The organism is Motilimonas pumila (assembly GCF_003596335.1).
Classification (GTDB): Bacteria; Pseudomonadota; Gammaproteobacteria; order Enterobacterales; family CBDFNC01; genus Motilimonas; species Motilimonas pumila.
The window spans coordinates 48686-67383 of record NZ_QZCH01000015.1; the positions used below are offsets into that span (position 1 = coordinate 48686).

Annotated in this window: 16 protein-coding genes; 10 read left to right on the plus strand and 6 right to left on the minus strand. The window is 46.8% G+C overall.

Annotation, left to right across the window (positions count from 1 at the left end):
* Positions 1–29 precede the first annotated feature (29 nt).
* The 3 genes from D1Z90_RS12260 (at position 30) to D1Z90_RS12270 (ending at position 3410) form a co-directional block, all read left to right on the plus strand.
* Positions 30–1325 (plus strand): DEAD/DEAH box helicase, encoded by a 1296-nt coding sequence (locus D1Z90_RS12260; protein WP_119911060.1) that lies wholly within the window; start codon positions 30–32, stop codon positions 1323–1325.
* A 31-nt stretch (positions 1326–1356) separates the two neighbouring features.
* Complete coding sequence (locus D1Z90_RS12265; RefSeq protein WP_119911061.1) at positions 1357–2427, plus strand: hypothetical protein; 1071 nt, start codon at positions 1357–1359, stop codon at positions 2425–2427.
* Positions 2428–2729: 302 nt separating this feature from the next.
* Positions 2730–3410 (plus strand): OmpA family protein, encoded by a 681-nt coding sequence (locus D1Z90_RS12270; RefSeq protein WP_119911062.1) that lies wholly within the window; start codon positions 2730–2732, stop codon positions 3408–3410.
* Positions 3411–3483: 73 nt separating this feature from the next.
* Here the strand turns inward: D1Z90_RS12270 and D1Z90_RS12275 are convergent, their stop codons facing one another.
* The 3 genes from D1Z90_RS12275 to D1Z90_RS12285 are packed head-to-tail and all read right to left on the minus strand — an operon-like array spanning position 3484 to position 8746.
* Positions 3484–6579: an efflux RND transporter permease subunit gene (locus D1Z90_RS12275; RefSeq protein ID WP_119911063.1), complete on the minus strand. Its 3096-nt coding sequence runs from the start codon at positions 6577–6579 to the stop codon at positions 3484–3486.
* A gap of 9 nt (positions 6580–6588) precedes the next feature.
* The gene (locus tag D1Z90_RS12280; RefSeq protein WP_119911064.1) at positions 6589–7668 is read right to left on the minus strand and encodes an efflux RND transporter periplasmic adaptor subunit; all 1080 of its coding nucleotides are present in this window, start codon (positions 7666–7668) and stop codon (positions 6589–6591) included.
* 1 nt (position 7669) lies between these two features.
* Positions 7670–8746, minus strand: coding sequence for an efflux RND transporter periplasmic adaptor subunit (locus D1Z90_RS12285; RefSeq protein WP_232525254.1), 1077 nt, complete (start codon positions 8744–8746; stop codon positions 7670–7672).
* Between the two features lie 345 nt (positions 8747–9091).
* Here D1Z90_RS12285 and D1Z90_RS12290 point away from each other — a divergent pair, with 345 nt between their 5' ends.
* The 5 genes from D1Z90_RS12290 (at position 9092) to D1Z90_RS12310 (ending at position 11625) form a co-directional block, all read left to right on the plus strand.
* Positions 9092–9610 (plus strand): hypothetical protein, encoded by a 519-nt coding sequence (locus tag D1Z90_RS12290; protein WP_119911065.1) that lies wholly within the window; start codon positions 9092–9094, stop codon positions 9608–9610.
* Positions 9611–9680: 70 nt separating this feature from the next.
* Complete coding sequence (locus D1Z90_RS12295) at positions 9681–10178, plus strand: hypothetical protein (protein WP_119911066.1); 498 nt, start codon at positions 9681–9683, stop codon at positions 10176–10178.
* A 30-nt stretch (positions 10179–10208) separates the two neighbouring features.
* Complete coding sequence (locus tag D1Z90_RS12300) at positions 10209–10742, plus strand: DUF308 domain-containing protein (protein ID WP_119911067.1); 534 nt, start codon at positions 10209–10211, stop codon at positions 10740–10742.
* A gap of 58 nt (positions 10743–10800) precedes the next feature.
* Entirely contained in the window at positions 10801–11052 is a 252-nt protein-coding gene (locus D1Z90_RS12305; protein WP_119911068.1) for a hypothetical protein, read from the plus strand.
* A 126-nt stretch (positions 11053–11178) separates the two neighbouring features.
* A complete protein-coding gene (locus tag D1Z90_RS12310) occupies positions 11179–11625 on the plus strand; it encodes a 5-carboxymethyl-2-hydroxymuconate Delta-isomerase (protein WP_147378763.1) in 447 nt (148 codons plus the stop codon).
* Positions 11626–11628: 3 nt separating this feature from the next.
* Here the strand turns inward: D1Z90_RS12310 and D1Z90_RS12315 are convergent, their stop codons facing one another.
* Positions 11629–12837, minus strand: coding sequence for a pyridoxal-phosphate-dependent aminotransferase family protein (locus tag D1Z90_RS12315; RefSeq protein ID WP_119911070.1), 1209 nt, complete (start codon positions 12835–12837; stop codon positions 11629–11631).
* 224 nt (positions 12838–13061) lie between these two features.
* On the opposite strand from D1Z90_RS12315, the gene D1Z90_RS21315 reads away from it, so the two are divergent.
* Positions 13062–13658 carry a response regulator gene (locus D1Z90_RS21315; protein ID WP_158587125.1) on the plus strand — a complete coding sequence of 199 codons (597 nt, stop codon included), beginning with the start codon at positions 13062–13064 and terminating at the stop codon, positions 13656–13658.
* 25 nt (positions 13659–13683) lie between these two features.
* The gene (locus tag D1Z90_RS12325; RefSeq protein ID WP_119911072.1) at positions 13684–17301 is read left to right on the plus strand and encodes an ATP-binding protein; all 3618 of its coding nucleotides are present in this window, start codon (positions 13684–13686) and stop codon (positions 17299–17301) included.
* Positions 17302–17310: 9 nt separating this feature from the next.
* Here the strand turns inward: D1Z90_RS12325 and D1Z90_RS12330 are convergent, their stop codons facing one another.
* Both D1Z90_RS12330 and D1Z90_RS12335 read right to left on the minus strand, forming a co-directional pair.
* Positions 17311–18198 carry a LysR family transcriptional regulator gene (locus D1Z90_RS12330; protein WP_119911073.1) on the minus strand — a complete coding sequence of 296 codons (888 nt, stop codon included), beginning with the start codon at positions 18196–18198 and terminating at the stop codon, positions 17311–17313.
* Between the two features lie 76 nt (positions 18199–18274).
* Positions 18275–18697, minus strand: coding sequence for an ATP-dependent zinc protease family protein (locus D1Z90_RS12335; RefSeq protein ID WP_119911074.1), 423 nt, complete (start codon positions 18695–18697; stop codon positions 18275–18277).
* Position 18698 lies beyond the last annotated feature (1 nt).

Below are 18698 nucleotides of genomic sequence, written 5' to 3' on the forward strand. Positions count from 1 at the left end.
AGGGTCATTATTTACCATCAGACAATGTCATGACTAAACCGGCCTCGAGCAACTTCTCTCGTCTTGGGTTATTGCCAGCGCTTTTGCAGCGACTAAATGACCTAAATTATCAGCAGCCTACGCCAATTCAAGCCCAAGTAATTCCAGCGGTACTAGAAGGGCGAGATGTACTGGCCGGCGCCAATACTGGTTCAGGCAAAACCGCAGCATTTGCTTTGCCAGTGCTGCAAAGTTTACACGAACACGATTATGGTGATCGCAGTAATGCGGCATTTGCTCTGATTTTGGTGCCTACGCGGGAGCTCGCGCAACAGGTGGCCGACGCTTGTATGTCATATGCGGCGGCATTTTCTGGCCAGTTAAAGGTCACTGCTGTGTATGGCGGTGTTTCAACCAATAAACAAATGTTGGCATTGCGCAGCGGTTGTGACGTGCTGGTGGCTACGCCGGGTCGATTATTGGACTTGGTACAACAAAATGCGATCAGCTTAAAGCGTGTTAGACATTTAGTATTGGATGAAGCAGACCGCATGTTGAGCCTTGGGTTTGCCGATGAGTTGGCCAAGGTATTGGCCTTACTGCCCAAACGCAAACAAAGCCTTTTATTTTCCGCTACCTACCCGGAAGAAGTGGCTGATCTCGCGGTCGGCTTATTGCATCAACCTTTGCAAGTAGAATTGCAAAGTGCCAAAGAAAGTACCTTAACTCAGAGGGTTATCACGGTAAATAAGAACCAAAAAGGCGCTTTGTTACGGCATTTAATTGAGCAATATCAATGGCGTCAGGTATTAATTTTTGCCAGCGCTAAGCGCAGCTGTGACCGATTAGCGAAAAAATTAAAACAGGCCGGTATTGCCGCAGAAGTGTTCCACAGTGATAAGGCGCAGGCGACTCGTCAGCGAATTTTAGACGGCTTTAAGCAGGGACAAACCCAAGTATTAATTGCCACCGACATTGCTGCTCGGGGTATCGATATTGAAAAACTGCCAGTGGTGATTAACTTTGAGTTGCCCCGCAGCCCTGCGGATTACATGCACCGAATTGGTCGCAGTGGCCGCGCCGGCGAATCCGGTTTGGCAATGTCGCTGATCTCACACGATGAGTATCACCACTTTAAAGTGATAGAGAAAAAGAATAAGGTACGCTTAAAACGCGAACAAATCGCCGGCTTTGAAGCAGACGATGAAGCCCCGGAGGATTGCCCTTCAAGGCAAGAAAAACCTCAGGCTAAACCAGCAGGAACCGGTAAGAAGCACCGTAAAAAAGCGCAAGCTGCGGTGACCGAGGACGATATTTGGGATTTCTGGCGCAACAAAAAGTCGTAGCGCGGGTTAGGTAAAGACCACAAGGATAACAATGAAGTTAACGTGTATGGCGAAAGCCGCCGTATTAAGCGCGACGTTGGCGCTTTCAGCTTGTACCAGTATTGGCCCACAAACGGTGGCGCAAGACAGGTTTGATTACAACACCGCTATTGCAGACTCGTGGAAAGAGCAAACCTTGCTCAACATCGTTAAGCTGCGCTATGCCGATATGCCTTTATTTGTGGAAGTGGCGTCGATTGTTAATGGTTACTCGTTAGAAAGCTCAGTCAACTTATCGGGCACTTTGGCTTCCGACATTCCGGGTGACTTTGCTTCCGCAGGTGCGTCAGGTAAGTTTACTGACCGACCAACTATTACTTACACGCCCATAACCGGTCAGCAGTTCAACAAAAATTTTATGACCCCCATTCCGCCTCAAGCCATTTTATTTATGATGCAATCAGGCTGGTCAGCGGACTTAGTTTTACCCTTAACCGTGGATTCTATCAATGGCTTACGAGCTGAAAAAAGCGCGGGTAATGGCGCTCGCTTAGGTGATGACGCGTATTATCGAGCGATTGATTTGCTCACAGACATACAGCGCTCAGGGGCGGTGGGCATGCGCATCGTTGAAGGACAAGGTGCGAAACGTGATACCACGGTAATGTTTTATCACAGTGACTTGATTAAGCCTGAAGTAGAGCAGCAAACCAAAGAACTTAATGCCTTACTGCGTATTAACCCGGACGTGCGCGAGCTAACCATTCGTTATGGTCTGATTGCCAGCAATGAGGGAGAGCTTGCCATGCTGACTCGCTCTATGTTGCAGTTGATGATCACTTTAGCCGGAAAGGTCAACGTACCAGAGGTGCATGTTGACGAAGGTCGAACGGTGGCTAACATTGCTTCTAAAGCGAACCACAGTGATCGGTTGATCAACATTCGTCACAGTAAAGAAAAGCCAGCGGATGCTTTTTCTGCCATCAAGTACAAAGACTATTGGTTTTGGATTGACGATACCGACTTTCAGTCCAAACGCACCTTTGCTTTCTTGATGATCTTGTTCTCGTTAACCGAAACCGGTGGTCGTGATGGTTTGCCATTAGTAACGATTTCCAGTTAATCACAAGTGTGCCTATTTGTTATTCCAAGCCAAGCATTCGCTTGGCTTTTTTGTGCCTCAGAGAGTGGACATGGGATGTTTTTAGGTCGTTGTGACGGCAAAAAGTAGCGAGATTGAAAATGATGTTGAGCAGAAGCTTTGCAGGCAATTATTTGTTGAGATGTTGAAGCTTTATTGAGTTTAATTTTACATTGTCGCAAAAAGGTAACTAATTGGTGAGTGGCTTTTGTATAGTTTGATTATCAGCTGAGGGGGAAGCGCCGCAGCGACACCTATTAATAATCAAAATAAGCGAGAGCCGAATGAAAAAAATTATTCTTACTGCCATTTCATTAGCTGTATTAGCCGGTTGTTCAGCGCAAAGTGTTGAGCCGATTGCTGAGCAAGTAGCCACCGCTAAAGCAGACCAACAAGGTGCTTGTATCCTTGCGGTTCATCAAGCCGGGGAAGCGATTACTTACGCCGACCGTTTAGTGGCAAATGCGCCAAATGGCAAAATGAATAAAGCCAATTATGCCGAAGCCCAGCAAGCGGCTGAAGTGGCTGTAGCGGCTCGGGCAGAAGTAGATGCAAGCTGCGGCGCACGTTATGATTATTTGGCGAGTGGCCTAAAGCATGTTGAAAATGACATCAACAGCATTTATGCAGAAATGCAGCTATTGCCCGCGGTGGTGTTTGAAGAAGGCTCTGCTCACCTAACCCCTGAAGCCTTAACCATTTTAGAAGCCGTCGCCGCGCGCTTAGTACAAACTGACAACGCTATAGAAGTCGCAGGCCATGCTTCTGATACTGGTACCCCAGAGGCTAACTTGTTGCTGTCGCAGCAGCGAGCGGAAGCGGTCAAAGCTTTCTTGGTGTCACAAGGTGTACTGGCTGAGCGTTTAACGCTTAAAGGCTTTGGTGAAACTCAGCCTGTAGCCACTAATGACACCTTACCAGGTCAAACTGCCAATAAACGGGTTGAGTTAAGAATGTTGAAATAACCTTCTTTTTTATCAGCCAAAAAAAAGCCAAGGTCGTCACCTTGGCTTTTGCTTATGGAGAAGGCGTTAAGGTTTATTCAAACGTCTTATAATCTCGATACTTCACTTTGAAGAAAATGGTGTAAAGCACAGGGATGATGATCAAGGTGAGAATGGTTGCCACCCCTAACCCAAACATCACCACCGCCGCCATAGACTCAAAGAAAGCGTCGGTAATCAAAGGTAAAATACCTAAAATAGTGGTTACCGCTGCCATACACACAGGTCTTACCCGGCTTACGGTTGAATCAAAAATGGCTTCAAACTTTTCTTTGCCTGAATCTATCTCAATGGTGATTTGGTCCACTAAGACGATGCCGTTTTTAATTAACATACCGGTCAAACTCAGCATACCTAGCAAGGCCATAAAGCTGAACGGTTTGTCTAACACCAATAAACCCATGGTAATACCAATCAATGGCAGAGGCACACAGGCCCAAATAACCAAAGGTTTACGCACTGAGTTAAACAAGAACACGGTGATCAAGAACATGAACAAGTACCCCAGCGGCAAGCTGGCAAATAATGCGGCTTGTGCATCTCCTGACGACTCGTATTCACCGCCCCATTGCAGTTCATAACCGGCGGGCAGTTCAACCGCTTCTATTTGAGGTTTTAGCTGCACAAATAACGCCGCAGGTAAAATGTCATACTGAAAGTCGGCATCAGCAAACACGGTTAAAGTGCGCTTACGGTCTTTACGTTGCACAATAGGATCTTCAAATTTCACTTCAAAGTTATCTACTACTTGTTGCAGTGGAATATATGCGCTTAGGGCCGGGCTCCAGACGCGTAAACTGGCCAGTGATTCGATGTCCACTCGCTCATCATCTGGCAGGCGGCTGACAATTGGCAGTAACGTCGTGCCATCGCGGTAAATCCCTGTTTGCGCGCCAGAGAAGGCAAAGTTAAGGGTTTGCTCTACGTCCGCTTTACTGATGCCTAAGCGACGAGCTTGGGTTTCGTTAAACTGAGGCTCGATGTATTTCACTCGTTCGCGCCAGTCATGGCGAACGTTCACCGTGCCAGGCTGTGCATTAAAGACGGCCATGTATTGCGCGCCGATGCGGCGTAAAACATCCGGATCTGGGCCTATGATACGCGCTTCAATTTTAGCGTCGGTGGAAGGGCCTATCTCCAATCGTTTAAACTTCAGTTGCGCTTCAGGGTGAGCGGCTTCTACCATTTCGCGGTAGGTTTGCATCACGTCTCCGAGGGACTCAAACGACTCGGTTCGCACCGCAATTTGCGCGTAAGCGGCGTAGTTTTTTTCTGGCGTATACGTCAGCATAAAGCGTTGGAAGCCTTTACCTACGGTGGTCGCTACAAATTCGACTTGGTCAATCTTTGTGGCCATGCGCTCCATATCTGACACCGTGGTTTTGGTCTGGCGAATATCCGTGCCTTCAGGCATCCATACATCCACCAAGAAAATGGGTGTGGTAGAAGGCGGGAAGAAAGATTGCTTTACGTAACCAAAGCCCAGAACAGAGAGGACAAAAGCCGCACAGACCACTGCCACCGTGAACCAACGAAAACGCATGCAGACGTTTAAGAGGGCTTTATAAGCGGTGAAAAAAGCACCGCCATAAGGGTCGTGGTTATCGGTGCTGTCTGTTGCTTCTTGTTTTACTTCGCCTTGACCCGGTTTGTCAGGAAAGAATAGGCTCGCAAAAAATGGCGTGATGGTGATTGCAGTGATCCAAGAAAGGAATAACGAGAACAATAATACCCAGAACAAAGAGCCGGCAAATTCACCGGTAGAGTCTGGTGATAGGCCGATAGGCGCAAAAGCGGCAATGGCAATCACGGTCGCAGCTAGCAGCGGCCACATGGTTTGTTTGACGATGGCTTGCGCTGATTCTAAGGTGGTTTGACCGCGTTGACGGCCGATCAAAATACCTTCTACCACCACGATGGCGTTATCAACCAGCATACCCAATGCGATGATCAAGGCGCCCAGTGAAATACGTTGTAGCTCGATTTCAGCTTGCAGCATCAGCATGAAGGTGCCGAGACAGGTGAGAAATAAAATCAAACCTATCAATACGCCACTGCGAAAGCCCATAAAGACCAACAACACTGCGACCACAATCACTACCGCTGCAACCAAGTTCCAGACAAAGCTGCTGACCGATTTGTCGACTTCATTGGGCTGGTTATACATGGTTTCGATGATCATGCCAGCTGGGCGAGCGAAATCAATTTCTGCCAGTTTGGTGTCGATGGCTTTACCTACTTCTACGACGTTAACGCCTGAAGTAAATGAGATGGCCAAGTTAATCGCTTCATGCTGATTGAAGCTGACTAAGTTGGTCGGAATATCTTGATAACCACGGCTGACTTCCGCGACGTCTTTAAGGTATATAAGCTTGTTACCAGCGGTGCCAGGAATGATTAAATTCTCCAGTTCTTCAACCGACTGAAACGCGCCGCTCGGGCGCAGCTTAAGGTTTTGACGGTCGATACGAATATCGCCGCCTTCTGCCACCATGTTTTGCGAGTTAAGCAATTGCATGATGAGGTTAGGGTCGATGTTGGCACTGGCCAGCTTGTTTAAAGAAATTTCGATAAACACTTCTTCTTGCTGCTTACCGGCTGCAGACACCTTGCTGACCCCCGGCACTAGTTCAAGCTCTCGGGTCACATAATCGACGTAGTCCGATAAGTCTTTATAGCTGTAATTATTACCGCTGACCATCAGCATGATGCCAAAGACGTCGCCAAAATCATCATTAACCAAGGGCTTACCGGCTCCTGGTGGTAACTGATTTTGCATGTCGTTAACTTTGCGGCGCAGTTCATCCCAGATTTGTGGCAGCTCTTCCGGACCATAAATGTTCTTCATGGTCACCGTGATTTGCGACAATCCCGAGGTATTTAAAGAGCGGATCTCGTCCACGTAAGGCAGTGCCATAATGGCTTTTTCAATTGGGTAGGAGACTTCTTCTTCTACTTCAGTAGCGGTACCGCCAGGGTAGAGGGTAATAATGACAGCGTCTTTAATGGTGAAGGGAGGATCTTCTAATTGCCCCAAGCCTAAAAACGCAAAGCTACCACCAATCAGCAAGATCAGAGAGAACATCCAGCTGATAACGGTGTTTTTAATAAAATATCCAGCAATATTCATGTTGATTGATTATCCTTGCATCAGCTTGACAGGTTGCTCTTGAGTCAGGCGGTTGGTGCCTTCTGTGACGATGATTTCGCCATTTTTTAAGCCCTCAAGGACTTCGATTTGGGTGCCAATAATGGCGCCTACTTTGACCGCTCGCGAGGTGACCGTTTGCGTGTCTGGATGATAGATCCAAACGCTAGCAGGGCCAGCATCAAGCACTGAGCCGTCAATGGCTACGACGGCTTCCAGTGGTACCAAGAAATGATCATCATGGGTATAAGTAACGTCACTTAAATCGGTAAAAACCCGTGCTGGCATGCCTTCTAGTACCTTGAATTGGTGGTTAAGGGGCACAGTTAAGGTGGCGATAAAGCTACGAGTACTGGGGTCTTTTTCTGAGTTAAGGTCCAAAATAGTGCCCATAAACTCTTTGTCTGGGTAAGCTTCAAACACAACTTTATACTCGCGCTTTTTCTCACGGTATTCTCTGCGTTTGGCGACGGCAACCAGTGAATCTGGCACTTGCACGTCCACTTCAATGAAGTCCAACTTGTGCATGCTCAAGATAGGCGAACCGGGTAGGATATTTTCAAATGAGTCGAGGTAAACGTCGCTCACTACGCCGTCAAACGGTGCGCGCAGTTCAGTGTATTCAACTCCTAACTCGGCCATTCTGTGCTGAGCTTTGTCTACCAAGTATTGTGCTTTCATTTGGTCAAATTCAGACTGCGCCATGAGCTTTTTCTCTAGCATGGAAGTGGCTCGTTGATATTGGTTGTAACTGGCTTCTTTACGCGCGGTACGGTCGTTCAACGTCGCCTGATAGTCGCGTTTGTCTAGCACCGCCAATAATTGCCCTTGTGTGACGGCTTGACCATTGGTGACATAAATATTGGCAATTTTGCCTTCTTCACGAAACGACAAGTCGGTCAAATCTTGAGCTCGGGCTACCGCATGAAATTCTCGCTGACTGCTTGTGGTGTGTTCCGGCAAGGTAAAGGTTTTGATTTGCGTCGCTGGCTTGTCGTCAATTTGTACCTTTTCACAGGCAAATAAAGACAAGCAAAGTAAGGGCAGGCTGAGTGTTTTAAGGAATGTCATATTATAGGCCTCTCTCTTTGACCCAGCGCACTGCGCTTTGTTGATCCGCTAATTCTGCGGCGCCGGCAATCACCAGCAGGTCGCCGTCTTTAAGCCCACTTTGCAGCTTGCCATCGGTGACGGTTACCGCGATTTTCTCCACTTTCTTTTGATCGGGTCGCAGCACAAATACAAACTGTTGACCATCTTCTTCCACCAAGGCGCTATCATGAATTGCGGGGGTTTGTGTATGGTCACTGGTTGGCACCTGCAGTTTGACTTTTGCCGTCATCCCGGGAAATGCATTAATGTGCTCTGGCATAGGTAAGCGTAATACCATGGTGTAACTGCCGGTGTTCTTGTCGGCGACGGTACTGAGCTCGGTGACTACGGCGTCAAACCAATGGTCTTTACCACTAAAGTTAACTTGAGCATGCACCGTATGCGGCTCCGCAGTTTGGTGCTGCATTCTCAGCTGGTAGGAACCGATATATTGTTCAGGTAATTGGAAGTTAACATCGACCAGATTTTCAACTTGAATGCCTAAGATGCTTTCTTTGGCCTGCACAAACTCAAACTCTTCCTTGTGACGAACTGAAATCAAGCCATCATAAGGGGCGTAAAGCTTGGTGTAGTCGTAGTTATTCTGAGCACGGTCGCGAGCGGCAGTGGCAACCGTGTAGTTACTTTTACTTTTATCAAAATCGTTTTTCGAGATAACGCCGCGCTTGACCAGCTCGGCTGAACGCTCAAACAATACTTTTGCCAGATTGTATTCGGCTTGTGCCACTTCGAGCTGTTGTTGGTAAACTTCGTCGTCTAGCTGGGCTAAAACGTCGCCTTTTTTAACTTCATCACCCGGACGAACAAGGATGCTTTCAATTTCACCGGCTACTTGAAAGGATAATACAGCCCTGTCTGAGGCTTGTACTTCACCGGGTAACACGCGCTCTTGGTATTTCCCGCCTAATAAGACTTCTTTTACCTTTACCGGTCTGAAATCTGGGCCTGGCGGAGGGGGCTCTTGCTTACTGCAAGCTGTCATACCGAACAAGGCAAACAGTAGCAGCATCAGTGGATGTGGGGAGGTGAATTTCATTAGGACGCCTGTATTTTGAAAAAAAAGGAATAACTAAGTTATTTTTATACAATTTTCAGTATAAAAGTTATTTGATATTAGTCACTCTAAGGCCTGAACTCAGAGTGAGCTTTTCTTAATGATTGTGACTTTGATTTATAATTAACTAACCTTAGCTTATAGGCTTAACACTTTTGTGAACATATTGATGTAAATAAATGATTGTTTTATCAAGTATTCGCGGTGCTCAAAATGGCAAAAATAATCGCGGCATGGTTCACAAATTCTTCGCCTAAACGGTTGAAATAATGACCTAAAGAAAAAAAACTGTTTCAATGAAGGCAAGCAAAAATAAAGGTCACGCGTATGTTTATAGTCCGAAATGCGATAGTCATTGCACTGGCGTTATTAACTGGTATCGCCTTGCCGTATTGCTATGCATACCTCGACATTAGTTATGTACAAGAAGTGCAAGTGTGGCTTGTGACTAACAAACCTTTGTTAAATTTCTTTAACCAGTATCTTGATAGCCTGATGGCAGAGCAAGCCATGTATTGGCTGGTTACCAGCGTCACCGCCGGTGTGTACGCCCTGATGTTTGGCGCGGTACTGGGGTTGGTGATTGGCTTTATTGGGTCGGGTCGATTGTTCTTTTATTTATGCCTCTGGTACCCCTTGGTTATTTTCATTAGCGGTTTCTTTCCGCAACTACAAAACCTCAAAATTGAAGACTTTTCACTCAGCGCCCCGGTAGAAGCCATTGGCCATAACTGGCAAGGTATTTTGATCATACTGTTTGTCTTGTTTTGGGTCTTTTTTGCCATCTTTAATGGCTTTAGTGCTCCGCAGTTGAAAAAAGATCCACATGACGACTATTTGTTGTAATTCTCGGGCTGTTAAGTGTGGCTTTTTCTGTAATAATTTGGCCATATTATTTGATTAATGGTGCCACTTAATGAGCCAGTTATCCTTTGACCTAACCCGCCTAGAAACCATGGCTGCAGAAGCCCAACAAGCTAAACAGCTAACACCCACTTATGACGATTTGTGGAATGCAAAACTTTATCCCGACGGTGACCTGCTGAATGAATACGGGGAAACCGAAGCCGAAGTGGTCTTAAATGGCGGTGAATTCTGGCCAGATTGGCAAAAAATTGAAGCTAACAAAATCAAGCCTCAGCTAATATTAATGGCTGAAGGCCCACACGGTATCTACATTATCAATAACGTGGCAGGTGACATTTCTCCCATCGAACGTGGCATGATTTGTTTTGCCGAGGGTTGCAAGCCCAGTGATGGTCAAGCCATGTTAAACAAACAAGCGGAATTATTTGGTTATGACGGCCATTCGTTTGTATTGCCGAAAAACTGGTTAAAACAAGCCAAGCAAGCTGGTAAGCAAGCGCTCATTATCAAGGTGCAAGACGCACAGTGTGAGTTGTTTTTGAGCTAATTTGAATATTCATTTTCACAAGGACTTTTAATGCAACTGCAAGCGGACGTACCTGCGCAATTTCGAGGTCAGGCCAAAGGGGCTGCCATCGCCATGATGTTTATTGGCGCGTTGTCGATTTTATTGCCTTTCTATTTCGCAGTTTTTTCGGTGATGATTTTAGGCGTCGCGGTATTGTGTAGTGGCCTGTTAGGGGTGTTGTACTTTAAACAGTTACGTAATCAAGGCGTGTCGGTAACAGGCACTATGATTCCTTGGTTGTTCGTAGTGTTAGGCGCTTTACTGCTGTTTATGCCTCAGCTGACCTTAACCGTGGCCGGTTTTATCATCGGTGGCGGCATGATTTTTTCTGGGGTCATGGGGTGGTTGGCTGAACGCCGAGTCATCAATGGTTCGTTATGGTACAAGCTTACGCACCTAGTAACCGCGGTGTTAGGCCTTGTGTTAGTCTTGTCTGGCGCGAGTGGCGCAGCCTGGTTGATTGGCGTCATGTTTGGTATCAATATGTTGATAGCCGGAGGTAACTTGTGGCTCAACGTGACCGCACTGAGTCGTCAAAGTTAACTTGTAACTGATAATTATTATCATTAGTATGGTGCTTTATTAGCTTTGGAGCACCTTAATGATGAATTCCCCCAGTCATGCATCTCAGCGGGTGCAAATAGATATTCCTGTGGCAGTATTGGCCCGGTTATTTTCGCAAGGTGCGTTGTGCGCGGCCGAGTTCCGTTGTTTGGACGCAGAATCGAAACAGGCAATTTGGCAACTTTGCTTGAATGCGTGCGAAGGCTGCATGGATGATGCCGCGGTCACCTCAAGCTTGCCTGAGTATCACCAAGGTGCGCAACGTATTAAAGTGCTGCAACAACAATAGGCGTTACTTGAGCACGTAAACTCTGCTTGTAGCCGTTTACTGAGCCCCTCTTTTTTCAGCAATTATCTGCAGTGTGGTGCTGCTAATGACGTCTATCCTTAATTGAACTGCCATCAAGTTGTCTTATTGACTGCGCAGCATATTGTCAGCCCAATTGCCGGAGAAATACTTGTGCCCCACGTGCTTATCGAATATTCACAACAACTGGAATCACAACTGAGTCACGCCGCGTTAATGAGTGACGTTCATCAAGTGTTAGTCAGCAGTGATTTGTTTCAACCGCAAGACATCAAAGTGCGCATGCGTGATTGCTGCCACGCCATCATAGGTGGAGAGCACAGTCGATTTATTCATGTCGAAGTAGTGATGTGGCAAGGGCGTGATTTTAGTCAGAAGAAAACTTTGTCGAATGCCATTTTGGCTTTATTGACTGAGAGCTTTCCTGATGTCGCCGCGATGAGCGTGGATATTCGCGATTGCGACAAGCAAACTTACAGTAAGCGTGCGCCTTTGGTTACTGAGTTAACGTTGACAAAGGCGAGGTCGCCTTTGTCATCAGTAAGTAACCAATAACGGTTAGCCGCGTATTTGCTTGCTCAATTGTTGCAACTGACTTTCTAGCACTGCAACACCATTAGGTAGGTCAACATTGACCCCTAAGGCTTTCATGCTAGAGCCGAACGCGTGTACGGTGCGAAATAAGTTATGGGCACGACTTTGTTCACCCATTTGACCTATGCGTACTATGTTCGGGCCAAATGAGCCCGAAATTTCGACTTTATACGTGGCTGACATAAAGTTCAGTAACTCCATCGCATTCAGCTCTGCCGGTACATTGATACCTACTACAGAGTTTAAGCGTGCTTGCTGTGGCACGTATAAAGAAAGGCCCATGGCTTCGATACTGGCCTGCAAGGCTAATGAACAAATCAGGTGGCGCTCGAAGCGCTTGGGCAGGGTTTCATTGCACACTAAACGCAATGCTTCATGTAACGCCAAGATACCTGAGACCGGTGCGGTGTAATGATACGATTTTTTGTACCAAAATTGGTCGGCCAGTTTGGCGTCTAAACACCAGTGGCGCAAGGTATCTTGACGCTCACTGATCACTTGCCAGGCCAAATCAGAAAAGGCCACCAAAGACACGCCTGGAATTGACGACAGGCCTTTTTGACCGCCAGTGATGACGGCGTCTATGTTCCATTTGTCCATTTCCAGCGGCATGGTACTTAAGGTGCAAACCGCGTCGACAATGACCAAGCAATTATGCGCTTTTGCCAGCTGGCAAATTTCAGGTAGGCTGCGGTTGTAAACCGTATTAGAGGTTTCCCCTTGCACTATCGTTAATACTTTAGGCTGGTGTTGCTCTAGCAAGGCTCTTACTGCACTTACATCAGCGTATTCCCCATTGGGAACTTGGTATACGTGCACGTCGGCATCTGCACGTTTAGCCATATCAGCAAGGCGTGAACTAAAAAAGCCGTTGCTGATACTGAGTACCTTATCGCCTGGCTGAACCAAGTTAACCACCGCCATTTCCATTGCGGCAGAGCCTGGACCTGCCACCCCAAGAATGTGTTGAGATTCTGTTTGAAACACGTATTTGGCCATGGCTTTTACTTGCTCGATGATCTGCGCCATGGTGTTACCAAGGTGGTTGATCACGATAGAGTTGGCCGAAGCCACTTTAGCCGGAATAGGCACAGGTCCTGCACCCATCATCAATAACGGTTCGTCAGGCAGAATATTATCCAAAGGCACAATGTTGGGAACTTGAATGTACATGCTACAGATCCTTAGTAAATAGCAGCGTAATAGCAAGGTTACGCGAGGCGGCAAGTTTACCGCTTTATGACGACGAGGTTAAGATAAGAAAACACTTTGTTACGTATCAATAAGGCTAAGACTGTGCAGCAGGTCGGAAAAACAGAGACTAATGCTTCAAACATAATTTGGAAATTAACTATACTAATGTACTAATACCAGCGAGATTTTGATCAGGGATGAATATGCGAAATTCTCAAAAAAGTGGTGAACAGCAATATCTGACGCCGACACAAGTGGCAGATATGTTTAAAGTATCACCTATCACGGTTAGACAGTGGTCTAGCAGTGGTAAACTAAAGTGCCAAACGACACCCGGTGGACATCGTCGTTACCTACCTTCTGATATCGAAGAATTTGCCAAAACTTCGGGTATCAATCTAACGACTTCAGAGTCAGGTCCCAAGCGAGTATTAATCGTAGAAGATGATGCTCAACTTGGCCACTTGCTCGAAGAGTTTATCAGTGAGCTAGACAGTGAATTGGAAGTATACCGAGCTGAGGACGGATTCCGCGCCGGTGAGTTACTTCATACGGTTCACCCAGACTTGATTTTACTTGACCTAATGATGCCGGGCATGAACGGCTTTGAAGTTTGCGAACGCGTCAAACGTGATAACAAAACCCGTGATATCAAAGTAGTAGCTATGACGGGTTACAGCTCTGAGCATAATGTGAATCGTATTTTGGCAGCTGGAGCTGAAACTTGCCTGAGCAAGCCAATCGATTTTGCTGCTCTACGCACCATTTTAGCGCCGCTTACGCAACAAGCGCACGCATAAGGATTCATACTGCAGTAACCTCTTCATGAAGCCGTTAGTCAGTTTAAAAACCTTATCAGGGCTCATCGTTGTGATGAGCTTTTTGGTTTTATTTGCCTTCAGTTTATTGTCGGATGTTGCCAAAGAGCATCAGTCTGATTATTTTCGACCGTTACATTTGTTTAACAGCGAAGCTGAAAACCTCAAGCAAGCTTTACAACAATATCACAATGGCTATCCGGGCAAGGTAAAGGCTGAAATCAGCCAAACCATGAAGCTCTCTGGCTTACGTAAATTGATTATTTTTGACCTACACCAAACCGCTATTTATGCCAATAACAGCGCTTGGTTGGGGTTAAAAGTGGCTGATTTACAAGTGCAGTACCCAGACTTAGAGCAACTTAACTTGAAAGGTGCCCGTAAGCAGCTGTTGTTGAACCAAAATGACAACATTTTGCAATATGTGCGTAGCTATCAGTTGCCGATGGCGGGCAATGTTAATCAAATCAGCGTGTATTTTGAATACGAGCATCTCAACCCTGAGGCGGGTTTTTGGCAGCTTGCTTGGTTGCATTTAGAACAGTTTTGGTGGTTCATTTGTGTGCCGCCATTACTCTTAGGATTAGGCCTGTATTGGTACTTATTAAGGCCGTTTGACGAAGTCAGACAAGCTTTACAACAAGACGATAATCAGCGTCGTAAAATTTTGACAGAACAAGGTGTTGCCGAGCTACAAGACATCAGCCAAGGGGTTAATCGCTTGGTTCAGCAGCAGTACCTAGACAGATTACAGCAACAGCAAACTCGGCAGTATCAGCAGTCGTTACATGATGTATTGCACGAGGCCATTTTATGGGTGGACAGCAGTGGCAAGATCACTGCGGCGAATGCTGCAGCCTGCGAGCTGTTAGATTATTCTGCCGAAACGCTTAACAGCTTTAACTTGAGTCACCTGCCGGGCTTGTCAGGCCAGCTATATGAGGCGTTTCAACAAGCTCAAATTAGCCACGTGGCGATGACGTTTGAAGATACCATCAGTCATTCATATCAGCAAAACAGCAAATACATTCGCGGCACCGTGGTGCATTTAGCGGCGCATTTACACAGCGCTAGCCAGTACGTCATTTGCCTACAAGAAACCTCAGCACAGCGCTATTTACAGCAAGCTATCGCTCAGCTAGCAAAAGTCTCTTGGACCGCTGACGCACTGCCGCAGTTATGTAATCGTTTAGCTCAAGCGTTGAATATGCCTTGGGTCTATATCTTGCAAAAAGACCCAAAAGAACAGCGTTTGTTTTTGTTAGCGGGCTGCGAAGGACAGTATTTCCATGGTGACGCTGAGCTTATCCACAGTCCGTTGTATAACTTGTTTCACAATGGCGACGAGATATTGTTAGGTCCCCAAGGTAAACATAAATTTGCCCATGACCCATATATCAAGAGTGTCAATTTACAGCAGTTTATTGCCGTGCCTTTGACTGACAGCAGTGGTCAAGTTACGGCTGCTCTGTGTGCCATGAGTGAAACCTCAGGTACCTTTAGCGACCACATTAATTTATTGCGATTGGCTGCGCGAGTGGTGGAGGCGGAAATCCGCTTGAAGAAACAAGCGCAAACCATCAAAGACAAGCAAAAGACCATGCTGGACTTAATTGACAGCATTCCGCACCTAATCAGTATTCGTGACCAACAGCATCGCTTGAACTTGGAGAACGAAGCGGCTCGCGGTTTTACGGCGCAATTAGAAAACTTGCAACAAGTATCGCACACTTCCCAGGCGGTGCTCGCGGCAGCCAAGGTTAAGCAAGGTGAAACGCTGCGCGAAATACGCGAGTATCAGACCAGACAAGGTCAGCAAGTATTTCATGAGATCTTATGCTCTAGCTATGTGCAGTCCGGTCGCCATCAAGGCATGACGCTAGAAGTCGCGACCGACGTGACTGAGCTGATGCAAGCCAAAACAGCCTTGGTGAAAAAGGTGAATACGTTGAATGGCCTTAATGCCATTCATCGCACCTTGGTGGCCCCGAGCAATTTGTCGCAGTTATATCGTGATATTTGCAGTGCCTTGGGTGAGCAGCTGAAGTTTTCTTTGGTGTTATTTGCCCGTTTTGATGAGCATGAGCAATTGCAGCTATTGGCTTGCGGAGGCCACCAGCAAGCATTGGCTGAACAGGCATTAATGTGCGTAGATTACGATAAAAATATGCCGCCTTACCACACCGCTCGCCGCCAAGGTAAAACTCAGGTGGTGCATGATTTTAACAATTATTTGAACTTGCCTGCGAGCCATCAGTTGTTAGGGTTAGGGTATAAATCCCTGTTAATTATTCCCCTTGAAGATGACGACGGGGTGACGGACGTATTGTGTTTGTTTTCTGAACAGGCCCATTATTTTGACCAAGATGACGTTGAAATATTCACTCAGTTGGGCATTGATATCAGTTTATCCACCCAGCATCACCAGACCGTTGCCAGCAAGCAACAGCTTGAGATTCAGCTGATTCAAACGCAAAAAATGGAATCCATTGGCCAGCTAACGGCGGGTATTGCCCACGACTTTAATAACATCTTGGCCAGCGTATTAGGTTTCAGTGAACTGTCGTTAATGAAACTAGGCGATTCCCAGCCTAAAGTCACTGATTACCTCAACCAAGTGGTGGTGGCAGGGCGTCGAGCCCGTGACCTGATTTCTCAAATGTTGGCCTTTAGCCGACCCGAGGATCTACAAGCTGATGAACCCGTTTGTCTGTCTTTAGCCATGGGCGTGCATGAGGGCTGTCATTTATTATCGACTACGTTAGGGCCTGACGTGTCGCTGCAACATCAAGTAGACGCAGGAGATGACGTATACGCGAAGATCTCGGCCACGGAATTCCACCAGATCTTGATGAACTTGGTGATCAATGCCCGTGATGCTATGGAGGGTAAAGGTGAAATCCAAGTGCATTTGCGCCACCTTGAGCATCTTGAAGAGATCGAGTGTCGTTCTTGTCGCCAGAGCTTTGCTGGTGATTATTTGGAGCTAATAGTGAAAGACCGCGGCCAAGGTATGGAAGAAACCACTATACGCAAGATATTCTCACCGTTTTTCACTACCAAAGAAGTTGGCAAGGGCACTGGCATGGGATTATCAGTGATCCATGGCTTAGTGCATAATCTGGGCGGTCATATTCGTGTGCACAGTCAAGTTGGCCATGGCAGTCAGTTCCATGTTTACTTTCCAGTGCAGCAACCCGAGCCTGTGGCGATGGCTGCTGAGCCAAGTGAAGCGGTTAATGCTCTTTTCAACGTGCCAAATTTAAGTGGCAAACACGTCTTATTGGTCGATGATGAAAAAGGTTCTTTGCAGTATATGGAAGAGCTGTTGACTTCGTTCCAAGCACAAGTCAGCGCTTATTCATGTAGCGTGTCGGCGGCAGAGAGTTTTAAGCAGCAACCGCAAGCGTTTGACTTGGTCGTGACCGATTTAATGATGCCAAAAGTCACCGGGGCGGAGTTAATTAAGTTAATTAAGCAATATCGAGATGACCTGCCCGTGGTAGCCGTGACCGGTCACGAGCAGACGGAACCCGGCGCTGAGCCGGGTTACCGGGAAAAACTGGCAAAGCCATTTGCAGCAGAGTCTTTCGCTAAGATGGTGAGCGACGCGCTTGAGCAGTAGAGGCAAAAATTACTGCTCACTCCCTTGATTAGCCGCTTGCTGCAATACCAAAGCCGCCGCCGGGTTGAGTTGCTGCAGCAGTTGTTGCACTTGTTCTATCGCTTGCTGGCTCGTGCTCTGGCGGCGATAAGTAAGGTAAATAGGCTTGATGATATTGCTAGTATCTGCCACATAAAATAGCTGCTTAGCGTCTATAAATGGCTGCACCATAGAGCGCGGCAAATACGCAAAACCGCCTTGTTGTAAAATATAATCCAACGCAATGCGCCCGGTGGAGGTACGCATAAACGGTGTTAAGCTGTTTTGATGACGCTTGGCGTGCTCGTGCGCAAATGCAGTGCCCCAATCAACAAACACATAAGGCACTTGCGTGGCACCTTCCCCTAATACGGTACTGACCAACACCAGTTCTAGCTCGGCAATGGTTTGACAATAAAATTCATCGGCTTTGAGTGGGTCCATCGACAAGGCCATGTCTAAAGTACGATCGAGTAATTGTCGATTCACCTGCTCGCGGCTGAGAGATTCGGCAATTAAGCCGTAGCCAGTTAAGTGCTTGGTAATTTGCAGTAAAGCATGGTGCAGGTAGGCGTCCCAGATATTGGCGCTGCCGGCGATACTCAGTTGTAATCTGTGCTGCTCCGTCATCGCTAACTCGGCTTTAGCCTGCTGCAAGGTACTGACCATGGTTTGCGCATAGCTGACTAAACGCTCGCCCGCAGAGGTTAAGCGGATGTTGTTTTTATGACGTTCAAACAGCTTGTTATCAAAGTAACTTTCTAATTGCTTGACGCGGGCACTGACGGCGGCTTGAGTGATATACAAGTTGTCGGCAGCGCGGCCAAAGTGTTGCTCTTTGGCCACCTCTAAAAAGGTTTGGAAAACCTTTACGTCCATTTTAAGTCCTTGCTGTTACTGGTTTTATTTCTTTGTAATCATAGAAGAAAAGTCCCTCTATGCCGACATAATTTACTTAATCCAACAGAAAGGCCTGACTCGGATCAACGTAAACTCTGTCGCCCATAGCTTCACGACCCAGTAACATCATGTAAGTCATCTCGGTGCGATCGCTAAGGGTAATTTCAATTGGCCAATTGAGCTTGCCTAATTGAAACTCGGTGCGGATGACATAACGTTGTTCGGTAACGCCATTGGAAGATTTGATCCTTCTGGAGTCAATGATTAACGCTTCACACTTAACCACTTTTTCTAGGTGATAAATGTCTGGGTGCAAATCAAATTGCACATGCCATTTACCCGCTTTACGCACGCGTTTAATATTATCAGCATGCAGCGAAGAGGTTTTCGCCCCTGTGTCTACGCGCACTTCTAAGTTGCTGATGCCAAGCTCAGGTAATGCCGCAACCTCAAGGTTGCCAATAATTGTTCTTTCCACC

What these genes read in the sequence shown, in the direction of transcription:
- D1Z90_RS12260 (WP_119911060.1), top strand. Translation starts at nt 30, where the DNA reads ATGACTAAACCGGCCTCGAGCAACTTCTCTCGTCTTGGGTTATTGCCA.
- D1Z90_RS12265 (WP_119911061.1), top strand. Translation starts at nt 1,357, where the DNA reads ATGAAGTTAACGTGTATGGCGAAAGCCGCCGTATTAAGCGCGACGTTG.
- D1Z90_RS12270 (WP_119911062.1), top strand. Translation starts at nt 2,730, where the DNA reads ATGAAAAAAATTATTCTTACTGCCATTTCATTAGCTGTATTAGCCGGT.
- D1Z90_RS12275 (WP_119911063.1), bottom strand. Translation starts at nt 6,579, where the DNA reads ATGAATATTGCTGGATATTTTATTAAAAACACCGTTATCAGCTGGATG.
- D1Z90_RS12280 (WP_119911064.1), bottom strand. Translation starts at nt 7,668, where the DNA reads ATGACATTCCTTAAAACACTCAGCCTGCCCTTACTTTGCTTGTCTTTA.
- D1Z90_RS12285 (WP_232525254.1), bottom strand. Translation starts at nt 8,746, where the DNA reads ATGAAATTCACCTCCCCACATCCACTGATGCTGCTACTGTTTGCCTTG.
- D1Z90_RS12290 (WP_119911065.1), top strand. Translation starts at nt 9,092, where the DNA reads ATGTTTATAGTCCGAAATGCGATAGTCATTGCACTGGCGTTATTAACT.
- D1Z90_RS12295 (WP_119911066.1), top strand. Translation starts at nt 9,681, where the DNA reads ATGAGCCAGTTATCCTTTGACCTAACCCGCCTAGAAACCATGGCTGCA.
- D1Z90_RS12300 (WP_119911067.1), top strand. Translation starts at nt 10,209, where the DNA reads ATGCAACTGCAAGCGGACGTACCTGCGCAATTTCGAGGTCAGGCCAAA.
- D1Z90_RS12305 (WP_119911068.1), top strand. Translation starts at nt 10,801, where the DNA reads ATGATGAATTCCCCCAGTCATGCATCTCAGCGGGTGCAAATAGATATT.
- D1Z90_RS12315 (WP_119911070.1), bottom strand. Translation starts at nt 12,837, where the DNA reads ATGTACATTCAAGTTCCCAACATTGTGCCTTTGGATAATATTCTGCCT.
- D1Z90_RS21315 (WP_158587125.1), top strand. Translation starts at nt 13,062, where the DNA reads ATGCGAAATTCTCAAAAAAGTGGTGAACAGCAATATCTGACGCCGACA.
- D1Z90_RS12325 (WP_119911072.1), top strand. Translation starts at nt 13,684, where the DNA reads ATGAAGCCGTTAGTCAGTTTAAAAACCTTATCAGGGCTCATCGTTGTG.
- D1Z90_RS12330 (WP_119911073.1), bottom strand. Translation starts at nt 18,198, where the DNA reads ATGGACGTAAAGGTTTTCCAAACCTTTTTAGAGGTGGCCAAAGAGCAA.